The sequence below is a fragment of the Shewanella seohaensis genome (assembly GCF_023283775.1).
Taxonomy (GTDB): domain Bacteria; phylum Pseudomonadota; class Gammaproteobacteria; order Enterobacterales; family Shewanellaceae; genus Shewanella; species Shewanella seohaensis.
On record NZ_JAKILE010000013.1, the window covers coordinates 89,976 to 107,792 of the forward strand.

At 47.7% G+C, this 17,817-nt stretch carries 15 protein-coding genes; 6 read left to right on the top strand and 9 right to left on the bottom strand.

Going from position 1 to position 17,817, the window contains the following annotated elements:
• The first annotated feature begins 366 nt into the window (after nt 1–366).
• A complete protein-coding gene (locus L2713_RS15250; protein ID WP_248968456.1) occupies nt 367–2,604 on the top strand; it encodes a TonB-dependent receptor in 2,238 nt (745 codons plus the stop codon).
• A 230-nt stretch (nt 2,605–2,834) separates the two neighbouring features.
• Here L2713_RS15250 and L2713_RS15255 read toward each other — a convergent pair whose 3' ends face one another.
• The 5 genes from L2713_RS15255 to L2713_RS15275 form a co-directional block, all read right to left on the bottom strand.
• Nucleotides 2,835–3,578: a cupin domain-containing protein gene (locus L2713_RS15255; RefSeq protein WP_011621109.1), complete on the bottom strand. Its 744-nt coding sequence runs from the start codon at nt 3,576–3,578 to the stop codon at nt 2,835–2,837.
• 170 nt (nt 3,579–3,748) lie between these two features.
• Nucleotides 3,749–4,831 (bottom strand): hypothetical protein, encoded by a 1,083-nt coding sequence (locus L2713_RS15260; RefSeq protein ID WP_248968458.1) that lies wholly within the window; start codon nt 4,829–4,831, stop codon nt 3,749–3,751.
• A 108-nt stretch (nt 4,832–4,939) separates the two neighbouring features.
• On the bottom strand, nt 4,940–6,073 hold the full coding sequence (locus tag L2713_RS15265) for a hypothetical protein (RefSeq protein WP_248968459.1): 1,134 nt from the start codon (nt 6,071–6,073) through the stop codon (nt 4,940–4,942).
• 37 nt (nt 6,074–6,110) lie between these two features.
• Complete coding sequence (locus L2713_RS15270) at nt 6,111–6,482, bottom strand: cytochrome c3 family protein (protein WP_014609639.1); 372 nt, start codon at nt 6,480–6,482, stop codon at nt 6,111–6,113.
• A gap of 3 nt (nt 6,483–6,485) precedes the next feature.
• A complete protein-coding gene (locus L2713_RS15275) occupies nt 6,486–8,006 on the bottom strand; it encodes a flavocytochrome c (protein ID WP_248968460.1) in 1,521 nt (506 codons plus the stop codon).
• Nucleotides 8,007–8,341: 335 nt separating this feature from the next.
• Between L2713_RS15275 and L2713_RS15280 the strand changes: the two genes are divergently transcribed.
• The gene (locus L2713_RS15280; RefSeq protein ID WP_248968461.1) at nt 8,342–9,136 is read left to right on the top strand and encodes a TetR/AcrR family transcriptional regulator; all 795 of its coding nucleotides are present in this window, start codon (nt 8,342–8,344) and stop codon (nt 9,134–9,136) included.
• Between the two features lie 334 nt (nt 9,137–9,470).
• On the opposite strand, the gene L2713_RS15285 is transcribed toward L2713_RS15280, so the two are convergent.
• Nucleotides 9,471–9,650, bottom strand: coding sequence for a hypothetical protein (locus L2713_RS15285; RefSeq protein ID WP_181382208.1), 180 nt, complete (start codon nt 9,648–9,650; stop codon nt 9,471–9,473).
• Between the two features lie 404 nt (nt 9,651–10,054).
• On the opposite strand from L2713_RS15285, the gene L2713_RS15290 reads away from it, so the two are divergent.
• Complete coding sequence (locus L2713_RS15290; RefSeq protein WP_086903237.1) at nt 10,055–11,257, top strand: dicarboxylate/amino acid:cation symporter; 1,203 nt, start codon at nt 10,055–10,057, stop codon at nt 11,255–11,257.
• Nucleotides 11,258–11,496: 239 nt separating this feature from the next.
• Nucleotides 11,497–11,754 (top strand): YceK/YidQ family lipoprotein, encoded by a 258-nt coding sequence (locus tag L2713_RS15295; protein ID WP_262251483.1) that lies wholly within the window; start codon nt 11,497–11,499, stop codon nt 11,752–11,754.
• A gap of 136 nt (nt 11,755–11,890) precedes the next feature.
• Here L2713_RS15295 and L2713_RS15300 read toward each other — a convergent pair whose 3' ends face one another.
• Together L2713_RS15300 and L2713_RS15305 are read right to left on the bottom strand one after the other, a co-directional pair.
• Nucleotides 11,891–13,015: an aminotransferase class V-fold PLP-dependent enzyme gene (locus tag L2713_RS15300; protein ID WP_248968463.1), complete on the bottom strand. Its 1,125-nt coding sequence runs from the start codon at nt 13,013–13,015 to the stop codon at nt 11,891–11,893.
• A 4-nt stretch (nt 13,016–13,019) separates the two neighbouring features.
• A complete protein-coding gene (locus tag L2713_RS15305) occupies nt 13,020–14,198 on the bottom strand; it encodes a PrnB family protein (RefSeq protein ID WP_248968464.1) in 1,179 nt (392 codons plus the stop codon).
• Nucleotides 14,199–14,481: 283 nt separating this feature from the next.
• Between L2713_RS15305 and L2713_RS15310 the strand changes: the two genes are divergently transcribed.
• A complete protein-coding gene (locus L2713_RS15310) occupies nt 14,482–15,825 on the top strand; it encodes an anaerobic C4-dicarboxylate transporter (protein ID WP_248968509.1) in 1,344 nt (447 codons plus the stop codon).
• A gap of 78 nt (nt 15,826–15,903) precedes the next feature.
• Here L2713_RS15310 and L2713_RS15315 read toward each other — a convergent pair whose 3' ends face one another.
• The gene (locus L2713_RS15315) at nt 15,904–16,515 is read right to left on the bottom strand and encodes a TetR/AcrR family transcriptional regulator (protein ID WP_248968465.1); all 612 of its coding nucleotides are present in this window, start codon (nt 16,513–16,515) and stop codon (nt 15,904–15,906) included.
• 153 nt (nt 16,516–16,668) lie between these two features.
• Here L2713_RS15315 and L2713_RS15320 point away from each other — a divergent pair, with 153 nt between their 5' ends.
• Nucleotides 16,669–17,739 (top strand): MBL fold metallo-hydrolase, encoded by a 1,071-nt coding sequence (locus tag L2713_RS15320; protein ID WP_248968466.1) that lies wholly within the window; start codon nt 16,669–16,671, stop codon nt 17,737–17,739.
• The last annotated feature ends 78 nt before the right edge of the window (nt 17,740–17,817 follow it).

Here is a 17,817-nt window from a genome sequence, read left to right on the forward strand (position 1 = left end):
CCCGACGGTCTTCTGTCGGGGCTGTTTTGTCTCTATCGCTCTGTGACTCCCAAGTATTCCCCTGCCTATTCAACCCCTCTACAACCATAAACCCCGACCTCTCGTTGTATCTGTCCATTTGTTGTCGCCTCGTGATTTGGGGTGCGTAAAAAAGTAAAGGCTTTGTAAATTCAATTAAGAACGATTCTCGATTGCAACTATAATAATGCGTCTTTTTTGGAGCCAAACACGGAATACTCTCCATTCATATTCAGTTAGCGCATTGAATTCAAACCATTAAAAACGCTTTCTGGGTCGCGAGGAAATGGCACCACAGTGCAGTCCTTTTGGCTTCTCATGTACCTGTTGTTTTTGATGGAGAATACTATGCCTAAGTCTATGGGGCCGATAAACCTAGTCGCCGCCGCAGTTATCTGCCAACTGGGGCTTGTTAATGTGGCAACAGCCGCTGAAAACGATATGGAGCGCATGGTGGTCTCCGCCACCCGCTCACCGACCCAAATCAGCGATCTCTCCAGCACTGTGTGGATCATTGATGAAGCCAGCATTCGCGAGCAAACCGATAGCGGCAAAGGTATTAAGGAAATGCTCGCCGCCTTAGTGCCGTCGATGGATGTATCCAGCCAAGGGCGCACCAACTTTGGCCAGAATATTCGCGGTCGCGCCATGGTGGTCCTAATCGATGGCGTGTCGATGAACACCTCCCGCAGTATCAGCCGCCAGCTCGACAGTATCGATCCATTCAATATTGCCCGCATCGAAGTGCTTGCTGGCGCGTCGGCTATCTATGGCGGTGGCGCACTGGGCGGTGCCATAAATATTGTCACTAAAAAAGCAGCTGACAGCAGTGATACCTTCGAAGCCGAAGCGGGATTCAAGTCCGGCTTTAATAGCAGTGAGGATGTAGATTACCGCACCGCGCTGGCGGTGACCGGAGGCAGCGATTCGCTTAAAGGGCGCTTCAGTGCCGCTTGGCAGGAAAACGGCCAATGGTTTGATGGCAGCAGCAACCCTGTGATGCTGGACATTACCCAAACCGGAATGCAGTACACCCAAGGTTATGATTTAATGGCGAATATGGATTGGCAGCTTGCCAATGACGCTAACCTCAGCGCCATGGCGCAATACTATCGCAACGGTTCAGACGATGAACATGGTCTGTATATGGGTGAGAACTTCTCCGGCGTCACTGGCGATGCCTCAGTGCTCGAAACCCGTAAGGGATTAGACGCTGACCGCAGCCCCGCCACCGAGCGCACTTTGCTGAATCTGTCCTACTCACAGAATGAGTTTCTTGGTCAAACCCTGTATTTACAAGGCTTTTATCGCAAAGAGAATCTGGACTTCCACCCGTTCCCCTATGTCAATGAAACCAGCGGCGTCTACAACTTCTCAGCATCGGCCCAAAACACCAGCATCTATGGTTTGAAGGCGGTCGTTGAATCCAAGCCCGTCGATAGCCTCACGCTCACTTGGGGACTGGATTGGGATAAAGAAAGTTTTGATTCGAGCCAAATGAGCTTCGACCTCGATGCCGCCAACCAACACGGCGGCTTAGTGATGCGCGAGCTGTTCACTACCGGCCGTTATGTCGACTTTTCGGTCGAATCCATTGCTGCATTTGTCCAAAGCAGTTGGGAGATGAATAGCTTTTTGGTGCTAAACGCAGGCTATCGTTATCAACACATGGAAAACAGTGTTGATGATTTTATCGGTTATAACCAACAGGTGGCGATCGCCTCTGGCAAAGCCACAGGAGCCGATGCCATTAAAGGCGGCAGCACCGACTATAACATAGGTTTAATCAACCTCGGCTTGGTGGCTAAGTTAAGCCAAGACCAACAACTCTGGCTTGCCTATTCCCAAGGCTTTGAACTGCCAGACCTATCGAAATACTATGGCCGCGGCACCTACAAGGCCGATGCCGACGGTTACTTACAGTTGCAAAACAGCATCAATATCAATGATACTCGCCTTGATGGGATCAAGACCGACTCCATGGAGCTGGGATGGCGTTATCTTGCAGACCGTTGGCAGGCGCAAGCCAGCGTCTATTATGCCGTGTCTGACAAGGTCATTGAGGTCAACAGCAAAGATCTGACCATCAATGTCAAAGACCAAGACAAGCGCAGCTATGGCCTAGAGGCACAACTGAACTTTGATATCAGCTCCGACTGGCAAGTCGGCACCAATCTGCATCTGGTGCGCAGTGAAGTGAAGGATGAGAATAACTGGATCGATGAAACCGTCACTTATGCCTCGCCCTCTAAGGCCACCGCCTTTATTGGCTGGCGCGGCGACACACAGAAGATCCGTTTACAGGCTGAGCACAGTTTCAGCGCCGAATCTGACTATCGCTTCAAAACCAACGATGGCCTAGCGAGTGAGCTTGATAGCTACACGACGCTGGATTTACTGGGCTCTATCGATTTACCGGTCGGCACCTTGAGCTACGGCATCGAAAACCTGCTCGATAAAGACTACAGCACCCTGTGGGGCCAAAGAGCGATGTACTTCTACAGTCCGACCTACGGTCCTGAGTCTATGTTCGACTACCATGGCCGCGGTCGCACCTTTGCCCTCAATTATCAACTGAGTTGGTGATAACAGGCTAAAAGGCATCAATCACTTGTGTCAGCCTTCCCTTAAAGCGGGTTGAGCAAATGCCACAAACAAAAAACGGTCCCCAAGTGGACCGTTTTTTATTCGGAAAATCAATCAAGCTTCAGATGTGAATATCACGATAAGCCAGCTAAGCGCGACTCAACAACACCTACCAAATCGTGAGTTAATACAAATTCATTTTTATCTGTGCTTAGGTTGAATTACGCTAACTAGTTTTTGAAAAATTGTTCGTTGGTACCGTATGGGCCTAGGTTTAAATCGCGTTTACGGATGGCATCTACGCGGTCAAAGGCTTCTTCGGCCACCCGTAGATTTTTAACATCTTTACGCCAGTAGTATTTAAATCCATCAAAGTGGGCGTTGTTTGGATACCAGTAAAATACACCTAAACCTTCTTTATTGAGGATTGGGGTATTGTGGATATGGGCACCAGGAATATAGAAATATTGACCTTTGGCCAGAGTTTCAAATTTATTGTTTGCCAGTGTCTTGCTGGTGCCGTTGACTACGTAGTAACACTCTGGTTGACCATGGAAATGTGGCTCATGGTCTGATTTCAACCCATTAGTGATACCAATTACGACAGGGCTATCTGATAGCTCTTTCCAGATATAACCCACAGGTGAGTTTTTAGGATCGCAGTTTTTGGCTTCGAGCACGTTACCGTGGTCATCCAAAGTTTTACAAAAACGTTGGTCTGCGGCAATGCTGTCATTGGGTTTGATGGTGTTAAAGTCGATTTTGCCAGCTTCCCAATCGGCAATGTAGGCCTCGATTTCGGGGTTACGGCATTGCTCTGGCATAGTGTTTTGCGGCACATAGGGCGTGCTGTCGTACGGCACTGGCGTCATTTGTTGATAGGGTAGTTGCGCGTGATTACATTGTGGGCCTTGAGCCATAACAGCTGTTGAAGTCAGTGCGGCTAATCCGAAAAGCATTTTTAATTTCATCATTCCAATCCTATTTTTACATCGCTTAATGGCGATATTCTGTTGGTTATGTTGTTACGTGACTAACAATAAAGTGATTGGTTAATGGTAAAGGTGAATTGGATCACGGCATGTTTTGAGTGGCAAACTTATTCGTGACTTTACTCGCGAATAATCTTACCGTCCGAGCCGTTTTAGAGCTGCAATTGTATGCTTAACTGCGCGTAGTTGGACTTTCCCTGCTGCGCATTGGGATGGGCAGAGCTGTTGTTATCCTCAATTTGATAGCGGCCAACTTCAATACCTAGAGTGAGTGCTTGGGTCAAGTTGGTAAACAGATTCACACCAAAGTGACTGCGATCCGTTTGTTCCCTCTCTGTACTGGTGCGCCCAAAAAAGATTGTCGAGCGGGCGTAGTCAGTCCAAAAATGTCGGTAGGCAAACATGGCCGACGTCGTGGTTTCTAATTCTCCTTGGATGATATCGCGCGCGGCATCGGTGCCAACATAACGACCTAGGTGACCATAGTGCAATTGTAGGCGTAGATCATCTTGGCCAAAGGTAAAGAGTTTGGCAGCAAGGGAGAGCCCACCAGCCCATTGCGACGTGCCCGCTGGATCTAAATAACGCACTAAGCCAGAGAGAGACACATTGCCCCATTCGCCTGATTGGTTGTAGCGGGCAATCATGTCTGGGATGTAATCATGACTGGTATCAATCCAGTTAGGTTTTGCTGTTGTAGCCTTGGTTTGCCCATCCGTTTCGGCTTGGGTGCCGTAACTGTAGGGATTTTCGAGGGCGAACTGCCATTGTTCGGTGCAATAGCGGATAAGTGCTTGTCTTACCATGGCTTGTCCAACTAATGGCCCGCCTAAATCGGCAGTTTCGGCAAAGGTACTGGTATTGACTAAGGTTGACCAAGTTTGTCCGGCGGTGATGCCTTGATAACTGATATAGGCATGCCTAAGCCGTGGACTGTAGGAGTTGGAGATAATCGGATTCCCTTGGCTGGAGCCGACAAAATCGATTTCGGCAAAGGCTTTGGCTTCATCGGTGTTGAGCGACAGGTTAAAGCGGCTTTCTTGGGCGCCAAATTGGGTGCGTTTGCTGTGTTCGACAACCTCGCCTCCTCCTGTCCAACTGTCTTGAAAGGCCACGTTGCCTTCAACAAAGCGGGTGTTGGCCTTAATAAATCCGCCTAACTGTACATCGGCAGCATACAGGGAGGATGAACAGATAAAATAAACGGCAAGTGTAGGTAAAGATTGTAGTTTCATCGTTCACTCTATGGGGAAAACGTAAAAAAAAAGCCCTAACGAATAGGGCCAAAAAGGTATAGCAGTCTAAAACGGCAGGGAGGATGGACGTCCTAAACTGCGCAAATACTAGAAGTAGTAACCAAAGTTGATGTTGATACGTTTATCCCAATCGTTACCGACTTCTGGTAGGCCAACGTGGTCGTTATTGGCGGTTGAGAAGGTCATGTTTTTACCCATGACAAAGTCAATCATGGTGTACGTTGGGCCAGCAGAAATCGCCATACCGGTGACGTTTTGCATGCTGTTGTCGTAGCTATCGTCATCAACATCAGGCGTCATTAAACCAAAGTCGTTATAAAACTTAATGCTGCCCCAATCTGTGTTAACGGTTTTGGCAATGTTGATGTTATAGGCTTGGCCTTTTGAGGCGATTTCGTATTGCCAGCTCACCACCGATACGCCAATTTTGTTGTCGTCGATAGCATCTGCAGCATTGTATTCATACTGCATGGCTTGCATTTGTAGGTTCCAGCCGTTGTAACTGCTGTCTAAATGCAGGGCTACAGCATAGCGGTCGCCATTATTGCCGGTTTTGCTGTTATAGATTTGGCCGACCTGTACTGAGCCACCAAAGGTGGTTGCGCCACCTTCGTATTCAGCGGTGTAGGTTTGGCGCACGTTGAGTTGGTTTGTTTCTTCGTTATTGTATTCCGTGCCGTTGATGGTGCCGGTATACAAGTCAGTTGAATAACGCTTGTTTTCAGTTGGGCCGTATTCGGCATTTTTATAAAACGCTAAATCGGTGTGCCAGCCGTTTTTCTCATAGGTCGCTTTTAAGCCGATGTCGTGGTCATCTTCAAAGCCTAAATAGTAAGGCAGACCAAACCACCAACTGTTAGAGATAAACTCGCGGTTACCAAAGGGTACTTTGTTGATACCAAATTGCAGTTGCCAGTCTGGGTCAATGTTGTAGTAGCCATAACCATACTTGATGTAGTTAGTGCCTGAGGTAAAACGGTATTCTGCCGCTAAACCGAAATCGCCTTTTTTTCCATCGAATTTAATTGCCGCCATGTCGAAGTTAAAGTCGCCGCCTTTATCCTTCGATTTTTCATCATAATCACGATAGCCATAGTTAACGCGCACAGCACCGCCAATATTGATGCCATCTTCTTGCACTGCGGCAAAGGCGTTAGTTTGAGATAGTGCGATAGCGGTTGCCACCATGGACAACATAAACCGGGTGGATTTTTTCATCATCATTACCTTTCTTAAGTTTTTGTATTATAAAATTAAATTACATTTCTTTGAACCAAGTACGGTGACACTCAGCGCACACGGGAGCCTTTTTCTCATGCTCGCCGTGGCAGGCTAAGCAGCTGGCGCCTTCGTTGTAGTGCAGCGATTTATGTGGATGGGCTTCAGGGATGGCAAGTTTGGACTCATCAACCGGAATACTGGTGATTTCGCCATGACATTCAACGCAGGCTGCATCGGTGGCATTTTGTTTACCCGAGCCTTGGTGGCATCCTTTACAGCCATCTTGGTAGATAAATTCGTGGTTGGTTCTGCCTTGGGTGCTGCCTTTCATCTTGACAAGGTCTCCGGCATTGGCTGCGCCAGTGAACAGTGTTGCAACAACCAGTGTGAGTAGTAATGTTTTCATCATGATTTAAGCCTGCATGTCAGATTTGATGGTTTCAGCAACGATAATTCCCATCGTTAAGCACTCCAGGCAAGCTGTTGAACTTAAACGGGTTCCACCGTGAGTACCGCCAGTTGCTTCACCAACGGCATAGAGATTTTTCATCGGAGCTAGGGTTTGACTATGCAGCACTCTCGCGCCTAAATCGGTTTTTAAACCGCCCATGCAGTAGTGCACTTTTGGCCAAATCCGCGACACAATAAACGGCGGTTTAAGCTCGACAGCCGTATCCATCATGCGGCCAAACAAGGGGTCAATGCGCTGTGGCACTTGCTTGTTGTACTCGGCAACAGTTTGTTTGAGCGGTGCAAGTGGAATATTGAATTGCTTAGCTAATTGCTCAAGGCTATCGACTTTCCAAGCGATTTGGTCACGCACTGCGCGGGTCACTTCTTCTGCACCAACATGATCGTCATGGTTAAAAAACACCACAGGATAGGCGGGTGAGCCATCAGGGTTACGATTTTTCATAATGGCGTCGGAGCAGGTTTTTCTATCGGCGCGTTCATTCATAAAACGCTTACCGTCTAACACATTGACTGAAATTCCTTTATGGAAACCAATCGAGAGCAGAGCATTTGACCAGCCAAAGCCGCCTTCATCTGGCGAGCCCCAGTGACCTGTTTGAATAAAGCTCATATGAACCGGGAAAGCACCGTGGGCCATAGCCGTTAGTGTGACTTCACCCGTTGCGCCTAGGGCATTGGTACAATCTAAGGTTTTATCTAATGCAGGGTCGACCAGTTCACGTAGTACTAAGTTACGTGAGAAACCACCGTGGGCAAGGATAACGGCCTTATTGGCTTTGATGTAGATTGTTTTACCGGTTTTGAGATCCGGGAAACGATAATTTTGACGCACTTTCAAGCCAACAATCTCTTGGCCATCCATGATGAAGTCTTCAACATAATGTTGCAGACGGTACTCAACGCCTTCTTTTTTACCAGCTTCATAGAGTTTTGTGGTGATATCGCCACCGACGCCATGCAGAGTACGGATAGCTCGCGCTTTATTGTGGCCGCCCACTTGTTGGTTAAAGCCCTCACGGAATTTTACCCCTGTATCAATACACAGCTGATAAGCATCTAGGGCACGATTAGCGATTTGTCGTAGCATGTCGGTATTTTGCATACCGCGGCCGGAGATAATTTGATCTTTTACTAGCTCTTCGGGTGAGTCATCGTTGATCCCTTGAGCTAATTGGATTGGGTTTTTAGGGATAGCTAACCAGCCCCCGTTGATCGCTGAGTTGCCACCGATCACCTGCATTTTTTCTAATACCAGTATCGAGCCTAGACCTTGTCGCTTAGCATTTAGTGCGGATGACAGCCCCGCAAAACCTGACCCCACGACAATAACATCACGAGTTTCATCCCATTTAATGTTTGAGGCGCATTCAGTGGCTAATGCTGAACTTGGCAATACCGCTGCGATACCGCCTACCGCAGCACCAGCACCTAGCTTTAAAAAACTTCTTCTATCATGCATTTTGTTAACCCTCTATGTCTGTTGCAAACAAGATAGAGGTTATGAACGGCGTCTAAGGAGAAGTGAGTCACGACTTTTTTTCAGTGACAATTTTATTCGTGAGTTATCTCGTGAATATTTTTTCTTTGGGAATTGACCGGAGGTAATACAGGTTAAATGAACAAAATTTAACTTATGACAAATTCCTGTTGATTAAATGTGATTTTGAAGTAAATCACAAAGATTAAAATTTAAAACTCTGTGATGTGAGCTTAATCCCGATTATTCGTTTATTGGCTATGTCTCATATTTGTGCGCAATCCATAATTTACTTTTCGGTATACAGGAATAAGTAAATGAAATGCCCCACTGACTCACTATCTATTTTGCGTTGTAATCAGATATTGGATGCAGCAGAAAAGCTGATTGAGTCACAAGGTGTTGTGTCTTTTAAATTTTCTCAACTTGCTCATGAGGTTGGATGCTCTACAGGAACCTTATATAAGTTTTTTGAACGTAAAGAAGATGTGTTGGTTTGTTTATTCTTAAGAAGTGCGACATCAAATCACTTACCCATTTTTATCCATAAGAATCCAGATTTAACAGCACAAGAGAAAGTGCTCTTACCCATTTTTTTTACCTTTGAAACCATTAAGCGTAGTAGTAGCTTTTTTACACTGCGTTCGGTGTCAGTCAATACAATGGTTTGGAAACTCGCGAGTGATGAAAAAGTGGAGCGGTTTAAAAAACGCATTAATGCCTTTTGGGGTTGGTTTACAGACGCATTAAATTTAGCGGTTGAAAATGGTGAGTTAGTCGCAACCCCATTAGAAATAAAAGAACTTGTTCAAGGGATTACCTTTTATTTGACAGGATCTTTGACACAATTTGAAAGTCAGCTCATAGCCCCTGAGTATTTATCTAATCGCCGAGAAACCTGTTATCGACATTTAGCAAACCTGATGGAACGATACAAATGGCAAAAGCCCTTAACCCTTGCGCTTTTTGATTCATTAGAGGCGAGAACCACTGCGTTTTTTGACCAACACTATCGTGATCATATGACCTGTGCGGCTTGTAGTGCACTATCGAATAAAAGCACTCATGAGTTATCAAACTGTACACGCAATAGCTTAACTTGCGACATATGAAAACAACTAACACGAATATTAATAGATTACTTAAACAACGTAACTCATAAAAATATTACAAAGCTATTCATTTAAAATTTCGCGATTAGATTTAATACACTAAACTCAATCAGCAATATATCTTAACCAATCCCAATCACGCTACAAAACCTATGAACTCTAGGATCCACTATGGTTATTTCCAGGGTTTGGCTTGCTATAAAAATGAAAATAAAAAGTGAACAAAATATAGAAAGCACCTTGTTTAGCACTTTCTATCGTTCTGAGTATAATGCTCTCTAAGCATTAAAAATAAATAATGAATACAATCCCATAGTGCATTGATAAACAGTAATTATCTGCAACGACCAAGGCGCGACCCCGTGGTCATGACTTTGTTGCAATCTTTTTTGCTGACTTTCTTCTCGGCGCTGCTTGCTACCGTCGAATCGGTATCAGTATCACTGACCGAGGCGCAGCCACTCAAGCCTAATACGGCAACGGGTAACAATATCGCAATCCATTTTTTTAGCATTTGATTCATCCTGATTAACTAGTAATTTTGGCCTTGGGTGTTTGCATAAAACCCAGACTGCGTAAGCTAATCAATAAACGAACGAGGCACAACGTTACAAACGAGCCTAACTAGGTAAATACACCTTTCTACTGACGTGCTTTCGCCGTGCGGCTAATACACCTAAACAGAAGCTGTCGCGTTAACAAAAGTCACATCGTCCGAAATCAGATGCTGAATAGGCTCAAGCACGCTTGTTAACCGTTACCCCAAACCAAAAAAGAGTTTATTTCCAATCCCTTCTTGCGCTTATGCGAATGACTCGCTAGCTTGAGCATGTCCATGCTGCATGATTGACTCCTCTCATTTGGGCGTTCCTACTGACTCTCCAACACAATGATAAAAATAACAATAGGCGCTTAGCTATGTGGCAAAAACTTAAACCCTATCAAGACTCAATTGTGCTGCTCAGTGCATTATTACTTGGCGGCATGATCGGCATCTATTGGCCATCCTTGGCACTCAAGCTCAAGCCCCTAGGGCAAATCTTTTTAAATCTGTTGTTTATGATTATCGTGCCCTTAGTGGCGATCAGCGTAACCTCATCGATTGCCCGCATGACGGACTTAAAAAAGCTTGGGGCGATTTTAGTGTCGATTATGGGCGTCTCGATTCTGATGGCGATTATTCCCGCCGTCGGCATCACCTTACTGGCACTGATGTTTGATCCAGCCCAAGGCGTGACCCTCGATCTTAATCAAACCGTTAGCGACACCTCGGGGAAGATGGATTTTGTGGCGCTGCTGACCACCAATGACTTTTCTGGATTACTCTCCAAATCCAATATCTTGGCGCTTATTATCATGTCGGTGATTGCCGGAATCGCCATAGGTCAATCGGGTGAAGATGGCCGTAAAGTCTCGGCACTGCTCGACAGTTTTAATACCGTCATCATGAAGATAGTCGCCATTATTATGCTGGCCGCCCCCGTCGGCCTTGGCGCTTACTTTGCCTCCACCATGGCGAGTCAAGATCCGCAGCTTGTGGTGACCTTTGCCCGCGCCGTGGGATTATTTTTAGTAGCCTGTTTTATCTACCTCACCGTCGGCTCCACCTTTTATGCCTGGCTAGGCGGCGGCATGCACGGAATTAGACAATTTTGGCGCCACGCCCTCGAACCCGCAGTGACCGCATTAGGTACGACTTCCTCCCTCGCAACCCTGCCAGTTACCTTAAGGGCCGCCCTGAAGATGGGGATAAAACCCGAAATCGCCGATATCAGCCTGCCGCTGCTGGTGAATTTGAATAAGGGCGGCGCATCCATTATCACCGCACTGAAGATTGTGTTTATCTACTCTCTGCTCGGTTTAGATTTCACGGTCGATGTGTTTATGGTAACCATACTCATCTCCGTCCTATCCGCCTTCATCATTGGTGGCGTGCCGGGCGGCGCCTTCCTTGGGGAGATTTTTATCGTCACTACCTTAGGATTACCAATGGAAACCATCCCCATTCTGGTGGTGATAGGCGCCATTACCGACGCACCTTCCACCGTGATAAACGTCGTCCACGATCTAAATGCTAGCCAGATTGTTGAACGCCTCAACCGTAAAAGGCTTGAGCCATAGGGCTGTAATTGCCGAATAATTGACAACGAAACTCATCTGATTAGAATGCCAAACCATTGAAACAGAGCACATTTGTGCCGAGTAAAATCCGCAATACCAAAACGCTGAGTCGATCAAACGAGTCAGCCACATGGAAGCGATGCGGTTTTTCAAACATAAACAATGGAGTGGTTATGCGTTGGTTGGCTTGGTTAGTTGTATGCGGGTATCTCAGTGGATGCGCAGCGGTAACATCGAGAATGGGAACAGATTCAACCTGGGGCCACTCATTTTCGAGTGTGCAAACAGCTGTCGATAATGGCGAGGAGTGTGTGGTGATATCCGCGATATCCGCTCCGCCTCTACTGCTGTTTACTGTCCCACTGACACTGGTGGATATGGGCGGCTCACTGGTAGTAGATGCAGTGATGCTACCCGTCGATTTGGCGATCACCCCAAGCAATCCAGAGCTTCGCACCCCACGGTCTATGTTCTGCCGCTATAACTACAGTATTTAAACATATTCGCCAGCCATAAATTACCTTAGCCTCAACCCGTGAGGCTAAGGGGTAATGTCATATCGGCATAGGGGTGCAACTAGGTCGCCTAGCGCACCCCATTCGTAGCCGCTTCGAGCAAGCCCTGTTCAATCCGTTAACGATGGGCTTTTATCACCTCTAGCAACTTCGCGATATCGGCCTCATCGTTATAGATATGCGGCGATACGCGTATTCCTAAACTGCGGGCATCGACACTGATATTCGCCTCCGCCAACGCCGCCATGATGGGTGCTTGGCGCTCGCCAAATTGCAGGATCAAGGTGCCACTGCGCTTATCGGCTTCCCGTGGCGAGACCAACTCATGCTCCAATGTCTGGACGACACTTTCCATCAACTGCAAGTTATGTTCACGCATCGCCTGCGAGCCAATATTGGCAAAATATTCAATGCTGTGGGCAGCAATCGCATAGGGCGCGATAGAAGGCGTACCGCCCCAAAACCGCAGCGCAGTTGGGTGATAGCGGAAATCATGGATATCAAACTCGAAGGGATTCTCATGGCTAAACCAACCCACATCCTGCGGCTGACACTGGGGCAAAATAGCCGGATTGACCCACAGATACGCAGCCCCAGGGCCTGAGCATAACCATTTCACACTCGAACCAATCATAAAGTCCGGCTGTAGCTTGGCTAAATCCAGCGGTAAAATCCCAGCCGATTGCGCTACATCCACGAGACTCAAGCAGCCACGCTCACGGGCAAGGGGAATGATCTGCGCCAATGGCGCCTGCTGACCAGTATTAGAATAGGCATGGCTGACAAAGACTACATCGACATCGGCACAAATATGCGCGTCCCATACATTGGGGTCGGTGACATCTAAGCCCTTGGGAATAAAGCGCAGTTCACAGCTTGCGGGCAATGCCTTTTTCAGGGCAAACCCCATGCTGGGAAAATCAATCTCGCTCATCAGCACCACGGCGCCGCCATCCCGCGTTAATCTATCGAGGGACATCACAATTTTGGTCAAAGCGCTCGATAGATTCACCTGCGGGCAAAAGTCCTGCGGCTGACCATTAAATAGGCTCGCCAGCGCCGCGGTAAAGTTATCAATAACGCCCAACCATTGACCCCAAGGCTCGCGGCCAGACTCCTGCCAAGGCGCAAAAAATGCCTGCTTGAACGCCTGCTCGGTCGATTTGAGTGGCCGCCCCACTGAATGGTTGAGCAGATAGCCTGGGCCTGCGAGGCAAAAGTCTTGTTTTACGTTTAGCAGCATGGCCTTACCTTAAACTGTCTTTGAGTTTTTTCAGATCGTGATAACGGGTACGAATATCGTGTCGCAACACCGCGGCGCGTCTATCCCTTAAGCGCTCGAGGGAGCCGAGAAGTACATGCAACGGTGGGCCGCTGGCGGTGACCTTGGCTAAATGTTGCTGCTCCATATTCACCGAAGGCTCGGCAATGTATTTAGTCACCAACTCATTGTGGTGTTGAATGGCGGTTTCGCCATGCAATTCACAGACTTCGATAAACAGCTTAAGGTTTTCCTGATACCAGTCCTGCTGCACGCTGGCCTTTGACTGTAAAAAGTCATCCATCAAATTCGGACGGCGCATACACTCCCGCAGGATTTGTTGATCCTCTGGCATCATGTATAAAAACTTATCCACCAGCATTTGCGAATAGGCCGATTCGTTGGCAAAACATAGACCTAGGGTTAAATCGATAACGTTAATTCCGGCAAAGTCGCCAGCATTGGCGCCGCGATACACCACTGAGCCAACCCGATAGGGTTTGTAATAGGGGCGCACACAATAGAAGAAGCGGTCGGTATCTAACCGCTTGAATAACTGCTGGTTTGACTCAATCACATCCTGCAATGCCTGCTTGGCCACCCGCAGTAAATCGTGGCTAATAGGATGAGAGATCCCCAAGGGCTGAATTTTTAATAAGGCATCGCTGGCGCGCTTATAAGCCAAGATGCCCTTAGTGTTGTAATCCACAAACAGCTTCTCGTCGGACAAATCGGTAAAGCGTTTGTAGATACCATTGTGGGCACGGTTATGGGTGGTCAAATGAGCAGTAGCAAAGCGTGGCGTCACACCGATGGAGGCGCCGATATGCATAGCGAGCGCCGAAGCCTCGACCAGTGGCGAAGTGGTTTCCCGCGTAGGCTCGGTAATCTCGTGGCGACGACAGGCAGCCATATACAGGCCGACATTTCCTAGCAGATCGAAGGCACTGTCGAAGCCTTCATCAGTATTACCTTCATCGAGCAGCGCCTTAATCAGCTCACGCCCTTCACTTTCTAATGTTTGCTTAAGCTCGGTGCCGATATCTAGCACATTGGCGCGATCGGTCTGCTGGTAATAAAGCTGTTCGAGCTGGGAGTTGAGTTCCACAAAGCGACTGCGGATCCACTCATCGAAAGCTTCGGTGTTATAGGTGGCAGGTTTCACTTGGACATCCTTGGAAATTGTTATGGTTATTTTTACCGGAGCAAGTACTGATAGACGCGTTTTTACTTGGCTACTCGCGTCTTTAGCGTATCCGAGTTAACAAGAATGCAACTTATACTCGCGCGTTTCTAGCGCTAGCTCAAATTTATGAAAAATCCAATGCCACTTTTTATTTACACCTTGCGCCAGCGCAAGTTCTCAAATCCATTCCCCTCGCACAATAGCGCCAAATAAAGCTAGTCCTAATGCAAATCGCGCGGCAGGTTCCGCAGGGGTGAATCAAATGATTTTAATGGAGTTTATTGTCGTACTCGGCTGTTTACTGCTCGGTACCCGTTATGGCGGTATGGGGCTAGGACTGATAAGTGGTATTGGCTTATTTTTACTGACATTTGTGTTTGGTCTCGCGCCCGGAAAACCGCCCGTACAGGTGATGCTCACCATTCTTGCGGTGATCGGCTGTGCCTCGGTGTTACAAACCGCAGGTGGTTTAAATGTGATGATGCAGTTTGCCGAGCGTTTACTGCGCCGCCATCCACAATACATCACCATTCTGGCGCCGCTCACCACCTGGACCTTAACCTTTTTATGCGGAACTGGCCATGTGGTTTACACCATGTTCCCGATCATCTCCGATATCGCCCTGAAGAAAAATATTCGCCCAGAACGCCCGATGGCAGTGGCATCAGTCGCCTCGCAAATGGCGATTTGCGCTTCTCCGGTATCGGTCGCCGTGGTTTCTATGGTATCGATTTTGGCGGCGCAGCATGGTGTCGGCCATGCCTACAGCATGCTAGAAATTTTAATGGTGTCTGTACCAGCTTCTCTTTGCGGCGTATTAGTAGCGGCACTCTGGAGCCTGCGTCGTGGTAAAGATTTAGATAAGGACGAAGAGTTTCAGGCGCGAATTAAAGATCCCGAACAAAGGGCGTTTATCTACGACAAGAGCGAGACTCTACTGGATCAAACCTTTCCTAAGGAAGCCTATTGGGCGACGGGGATTTTCTTCACCGCTATCGCCGCCGTAGTGTTACTCGGCTCCTTTAGCGAACTGCGCCCTGTGTTTGAGGTGAAGGGCAAACTGGCGCCGCTATCGATGAACTTAGTGATCCAGATGATGATGTTGATCGCTGGTGCTTTTATCTTAATGAGCTGCAAAGTCAAACCCACAGAAATTGCCAACGGCCCAGTATTTAAGGCTGGCATGGTAGCGATTTTCTCGGTATTTGGCGTGGCTTGGATGAGTGATACTTACTTTATCAGCCATATGGATGTACTGAAGGAAAACCTCTCCCATGTGGTGCAAAACCAACCTTGGACCTATGCCTTAGTGCTGTTTTTAATCTCAAAACTGGTCAACAGCCAAGCGGCGGCGCTCACGGCTATCGCGCCCATGGGCTTGGCCTTAGGCGTCGATCCTAAGTTGTTGATTGCCTTTTTACCCGCGAGCTATGGTTACTTTGTGCTACCCACTTATCCAAGCGATTTGGCCTGTATCGGCTTCGACCGAACAGGGACCACCAAAATTGGTAAGTTCATCATTAACCACAGCTTTATTATTCCAGGATTGATAGGCGTGGGCACAGCATCGACCGTCGGCTACCTGCTGGCGACCACCTTACTGTAGGCAGGGTTTGAAGTGATAAAACACATAAGGCCGATAACGTGAGAACATTATCGGCCTTATGCTAGAAATAAATGAAAGTTAAGCGCGATACATGGCGAGGAACATGCGGATATTGGCATCAATGATCTCTTGCCGCTGCTCATCGTGATTTTTCAAATGGAACAATTTCGGCCAAAAGGCGAAGGCCTTAAACATGCCCCAAAACTGGGTTGCCGCCAGTGGAATATTATCGATTTTTAATGCCTTATGAGCCACGGCCCCGGCAAGCCACGCTTCTAATCCACCTTCTTGCTTAGCTAATCGTTCCATGGCCTCGGTCGCTTGAATCGGTGAACGAATAAACTCGGCCATCACTACCCTTGCCACCCTCAGGAAATCCGGCTGCTGATACAACTCCCAGCAGCGGCGTGCAATCTGTTGCAATTGTGATTCGAGGCTCTGCTCAGGATTAAATGCTAAGGTCGCCGCTTCCTTAGTGCGCGCCCACAGGTCACCGGTTGTCGCCTCGAATAACACTTCTTTGCTGGGGAAATGATTGTAAACAGTGCGCTTGGAGACATTGGCACGCTGGGCAATTCTATCCATGCTGGCGCCGGCAAAACCATTGACCATAAATTCTTCCTGTGACGCGTCGAGGATCGCCAAACGCTTCAGTTGGGAATGTGTCAGTTTTACTGCTTTTTCTGCCATTGTGGTATGCCATCAAAATATTTGCCGAGATTTTACACTATTGAGTTTACTTTTGCACAGCCTTGAGTAAACTACACTGTGTAGTTTACTTTTATCAAGTTTACGATGCGACTCAAAATCACCTTGGCCATACTGTTACTCGGGAGTGTTATTATGACCTTAGATCCCAACACCATTCAAACTGCCCCAACTCAGGATCAACGCTTTCGTAATGAAGCGCCAAACGCTCACAGTGGTGAAGGTAATTTACCTGCTATTTTATGGCGTTACGTCACTGAACGTATTCCCGATAAGACTCCGAGCCAAGCGCTACCTATTCAGCCCATGCAACTGCCTGCTACGGCGGGGGCAACGCCTATGCTGTATAAAATCAGCCACTCGACTGTGCTGTTACAGCTAAACGGCCAGTATTGGTTAACCGATCCTGTGTTTTCAAAGCGCGCCTCACCAAGCCAATGGTTTGGTCCAAAACGTTTTCACGCTCTGCCCATTGAGCTCGAGAACATTCCGCCACTCGCTGGGATTATCTTGTCCCACGATCATTATGATCACTTAGACAAGCAAAGCGTAGTGGCGCTCGCTGCGCGCACTCAGAAGTTTATTGTGCCACTAGGTGTCGATAACCATTTGATTGCTTGGGGTATCCCGAAGGAAAAAATCGTCGCCCTCAACTGGTGGCAAGCAACCGAACATCAAGGTGTGCGCTTTACCGCCACGCCCGCACAACATTTTTCGGGCCGAGGACTGAAAGACAGAAATCAAACCCTGTGGGCCTCTTGGGCTATTCAATCCCCTGAATTAAATATCTTTTTCAGTGGCGACTCAGGCTATTTTGATGGTTTTAAAAAGATTGGCGATAAACTGGGCCCCTTCGACCTCACCTTAGTCGAAACTGGCGCCTACGATGAGATGTGGGCCGATATCCACATGCAACCTGAGCAATCGCTGCGGGCACATTTAGATCTTCAAGGTCAATACCTTATCCCTATCCATAACAGCAGTTTCGACTTAGCGCTGCACAGTTGGTACGAACCCTTAGAGCGGATTGCCGCGGCGGCGAAAGCCTATGCCGTCCCCCTGCTGACTCCTGAATTTGGTCAGGGGATTAACCTCAATGAGCTAGCCCACAGCCCAGCGCTCAATCAAGGGTGGTGGAAGTCATTCTTGCCCAAAGACAGACCCGAGTTTGAAGTGGTTCCAGTCAAGCTCGCCTCCAACAAATAGTCATAGAAGTATCTCCTTAACGGCGCTTAATCAGTGCGCCGCTAAGGTTTAAGTACAACGAAAGCATTAAGCTCCCGG

Coding starts and splice junctions, on each gene's coding strand:
- L2713_RS15250 (WP_248968456.1), top strand. CDS start 367: ATGCCTAAGTCTATGGGGCCGATAAACCTAGTCGCCGCCGCAGTTATC.
- L2713_RS15255 (WP_011621109.1), bottom strand. CDS start 3,578: ATGATGAAATTAAAAATGCTTTTCGGATTAGCCGCACTGACTTCAACA.
- L2713_RS15260 (WP_248968458.1), bottom strand. CDS start 4,831: ATGAAACTACAATCTTTACCTACACTTGCCGTTTATTTTATCTGTTCA.
- L2713_RS15265 (WP_248968459.1), bottom strand. CDS start 6,073: ATGATGAAAAAATCCACCCGGTTTATGTTGTCCATGGTGGCAACCGCT.
- L2713_RS15270 (WP_014609639.1), bottom strand. CDS start 6,482: ATGATGAAAACATTACTACTCACACTGGTTGTTGCAACACTGTTCACT.
- L2713_RS15275 (WP_248968460.1), bottom strand. CDS start 8,006: ATGCATGATAGAAGAAGTTTTTTAAAGCTAGGTGCTGGTGCTGCGGTA.
- L2713_RS15280 (WP_248968461.1), top strand. CDS start 8,342: ATGAAATGCCCCACTGACTCACTATCTATTTTGCGTTGTAATCAGATA.
- L2713_RS15285 (WP_181382208.1), bottom strand. CDS start 9,650: ATGCTAAAAAAATGGATTGCGATATTGTTACCCGTTGCCGTATTAGGC.
- L2713_RS15290 (WP_086903237.1), top strand. CDS start 10,055: ATGTGGCAAAAACTTAAACCCTATCAAGACTCAATTGTGCTGCTCAGT.
- L2713_RS15295 (WP_262251483.1), top strand. CDS start 11,497: ATGGGAACAGATTCAACCTGGGGCCACTCATTTTCGAGTGTGCAAACA.
- L2713_RS15300 (WP_248968463.1), bottom strand. CDS start 13,015: ATGCTGCTAAACGTAAAACAAGACTTTTGCCTCGCAGGCCCAGGCTAT.
- L2713_RS15310 (WP_248968509.1), top strand. CDS start 14,482: ATGATTTTAATGGAGTTTATTGTCGTACTCGGCTGTTTACTGCTCGGT.
- L2713_RS15315 (WP_248968465.1), bottom strand. CDS start 16,515: ATGGCAGAAAAAGCAGTAAAACTGACACATTCCCAACTGAAGCGTTTG.
- L2713_RS15320 (WP_248968466.1), top strand. CDS start 16,669: ATGACCTTAGATCCCAACACCATTCAAACTGCCCCAACTCAGGATCAA.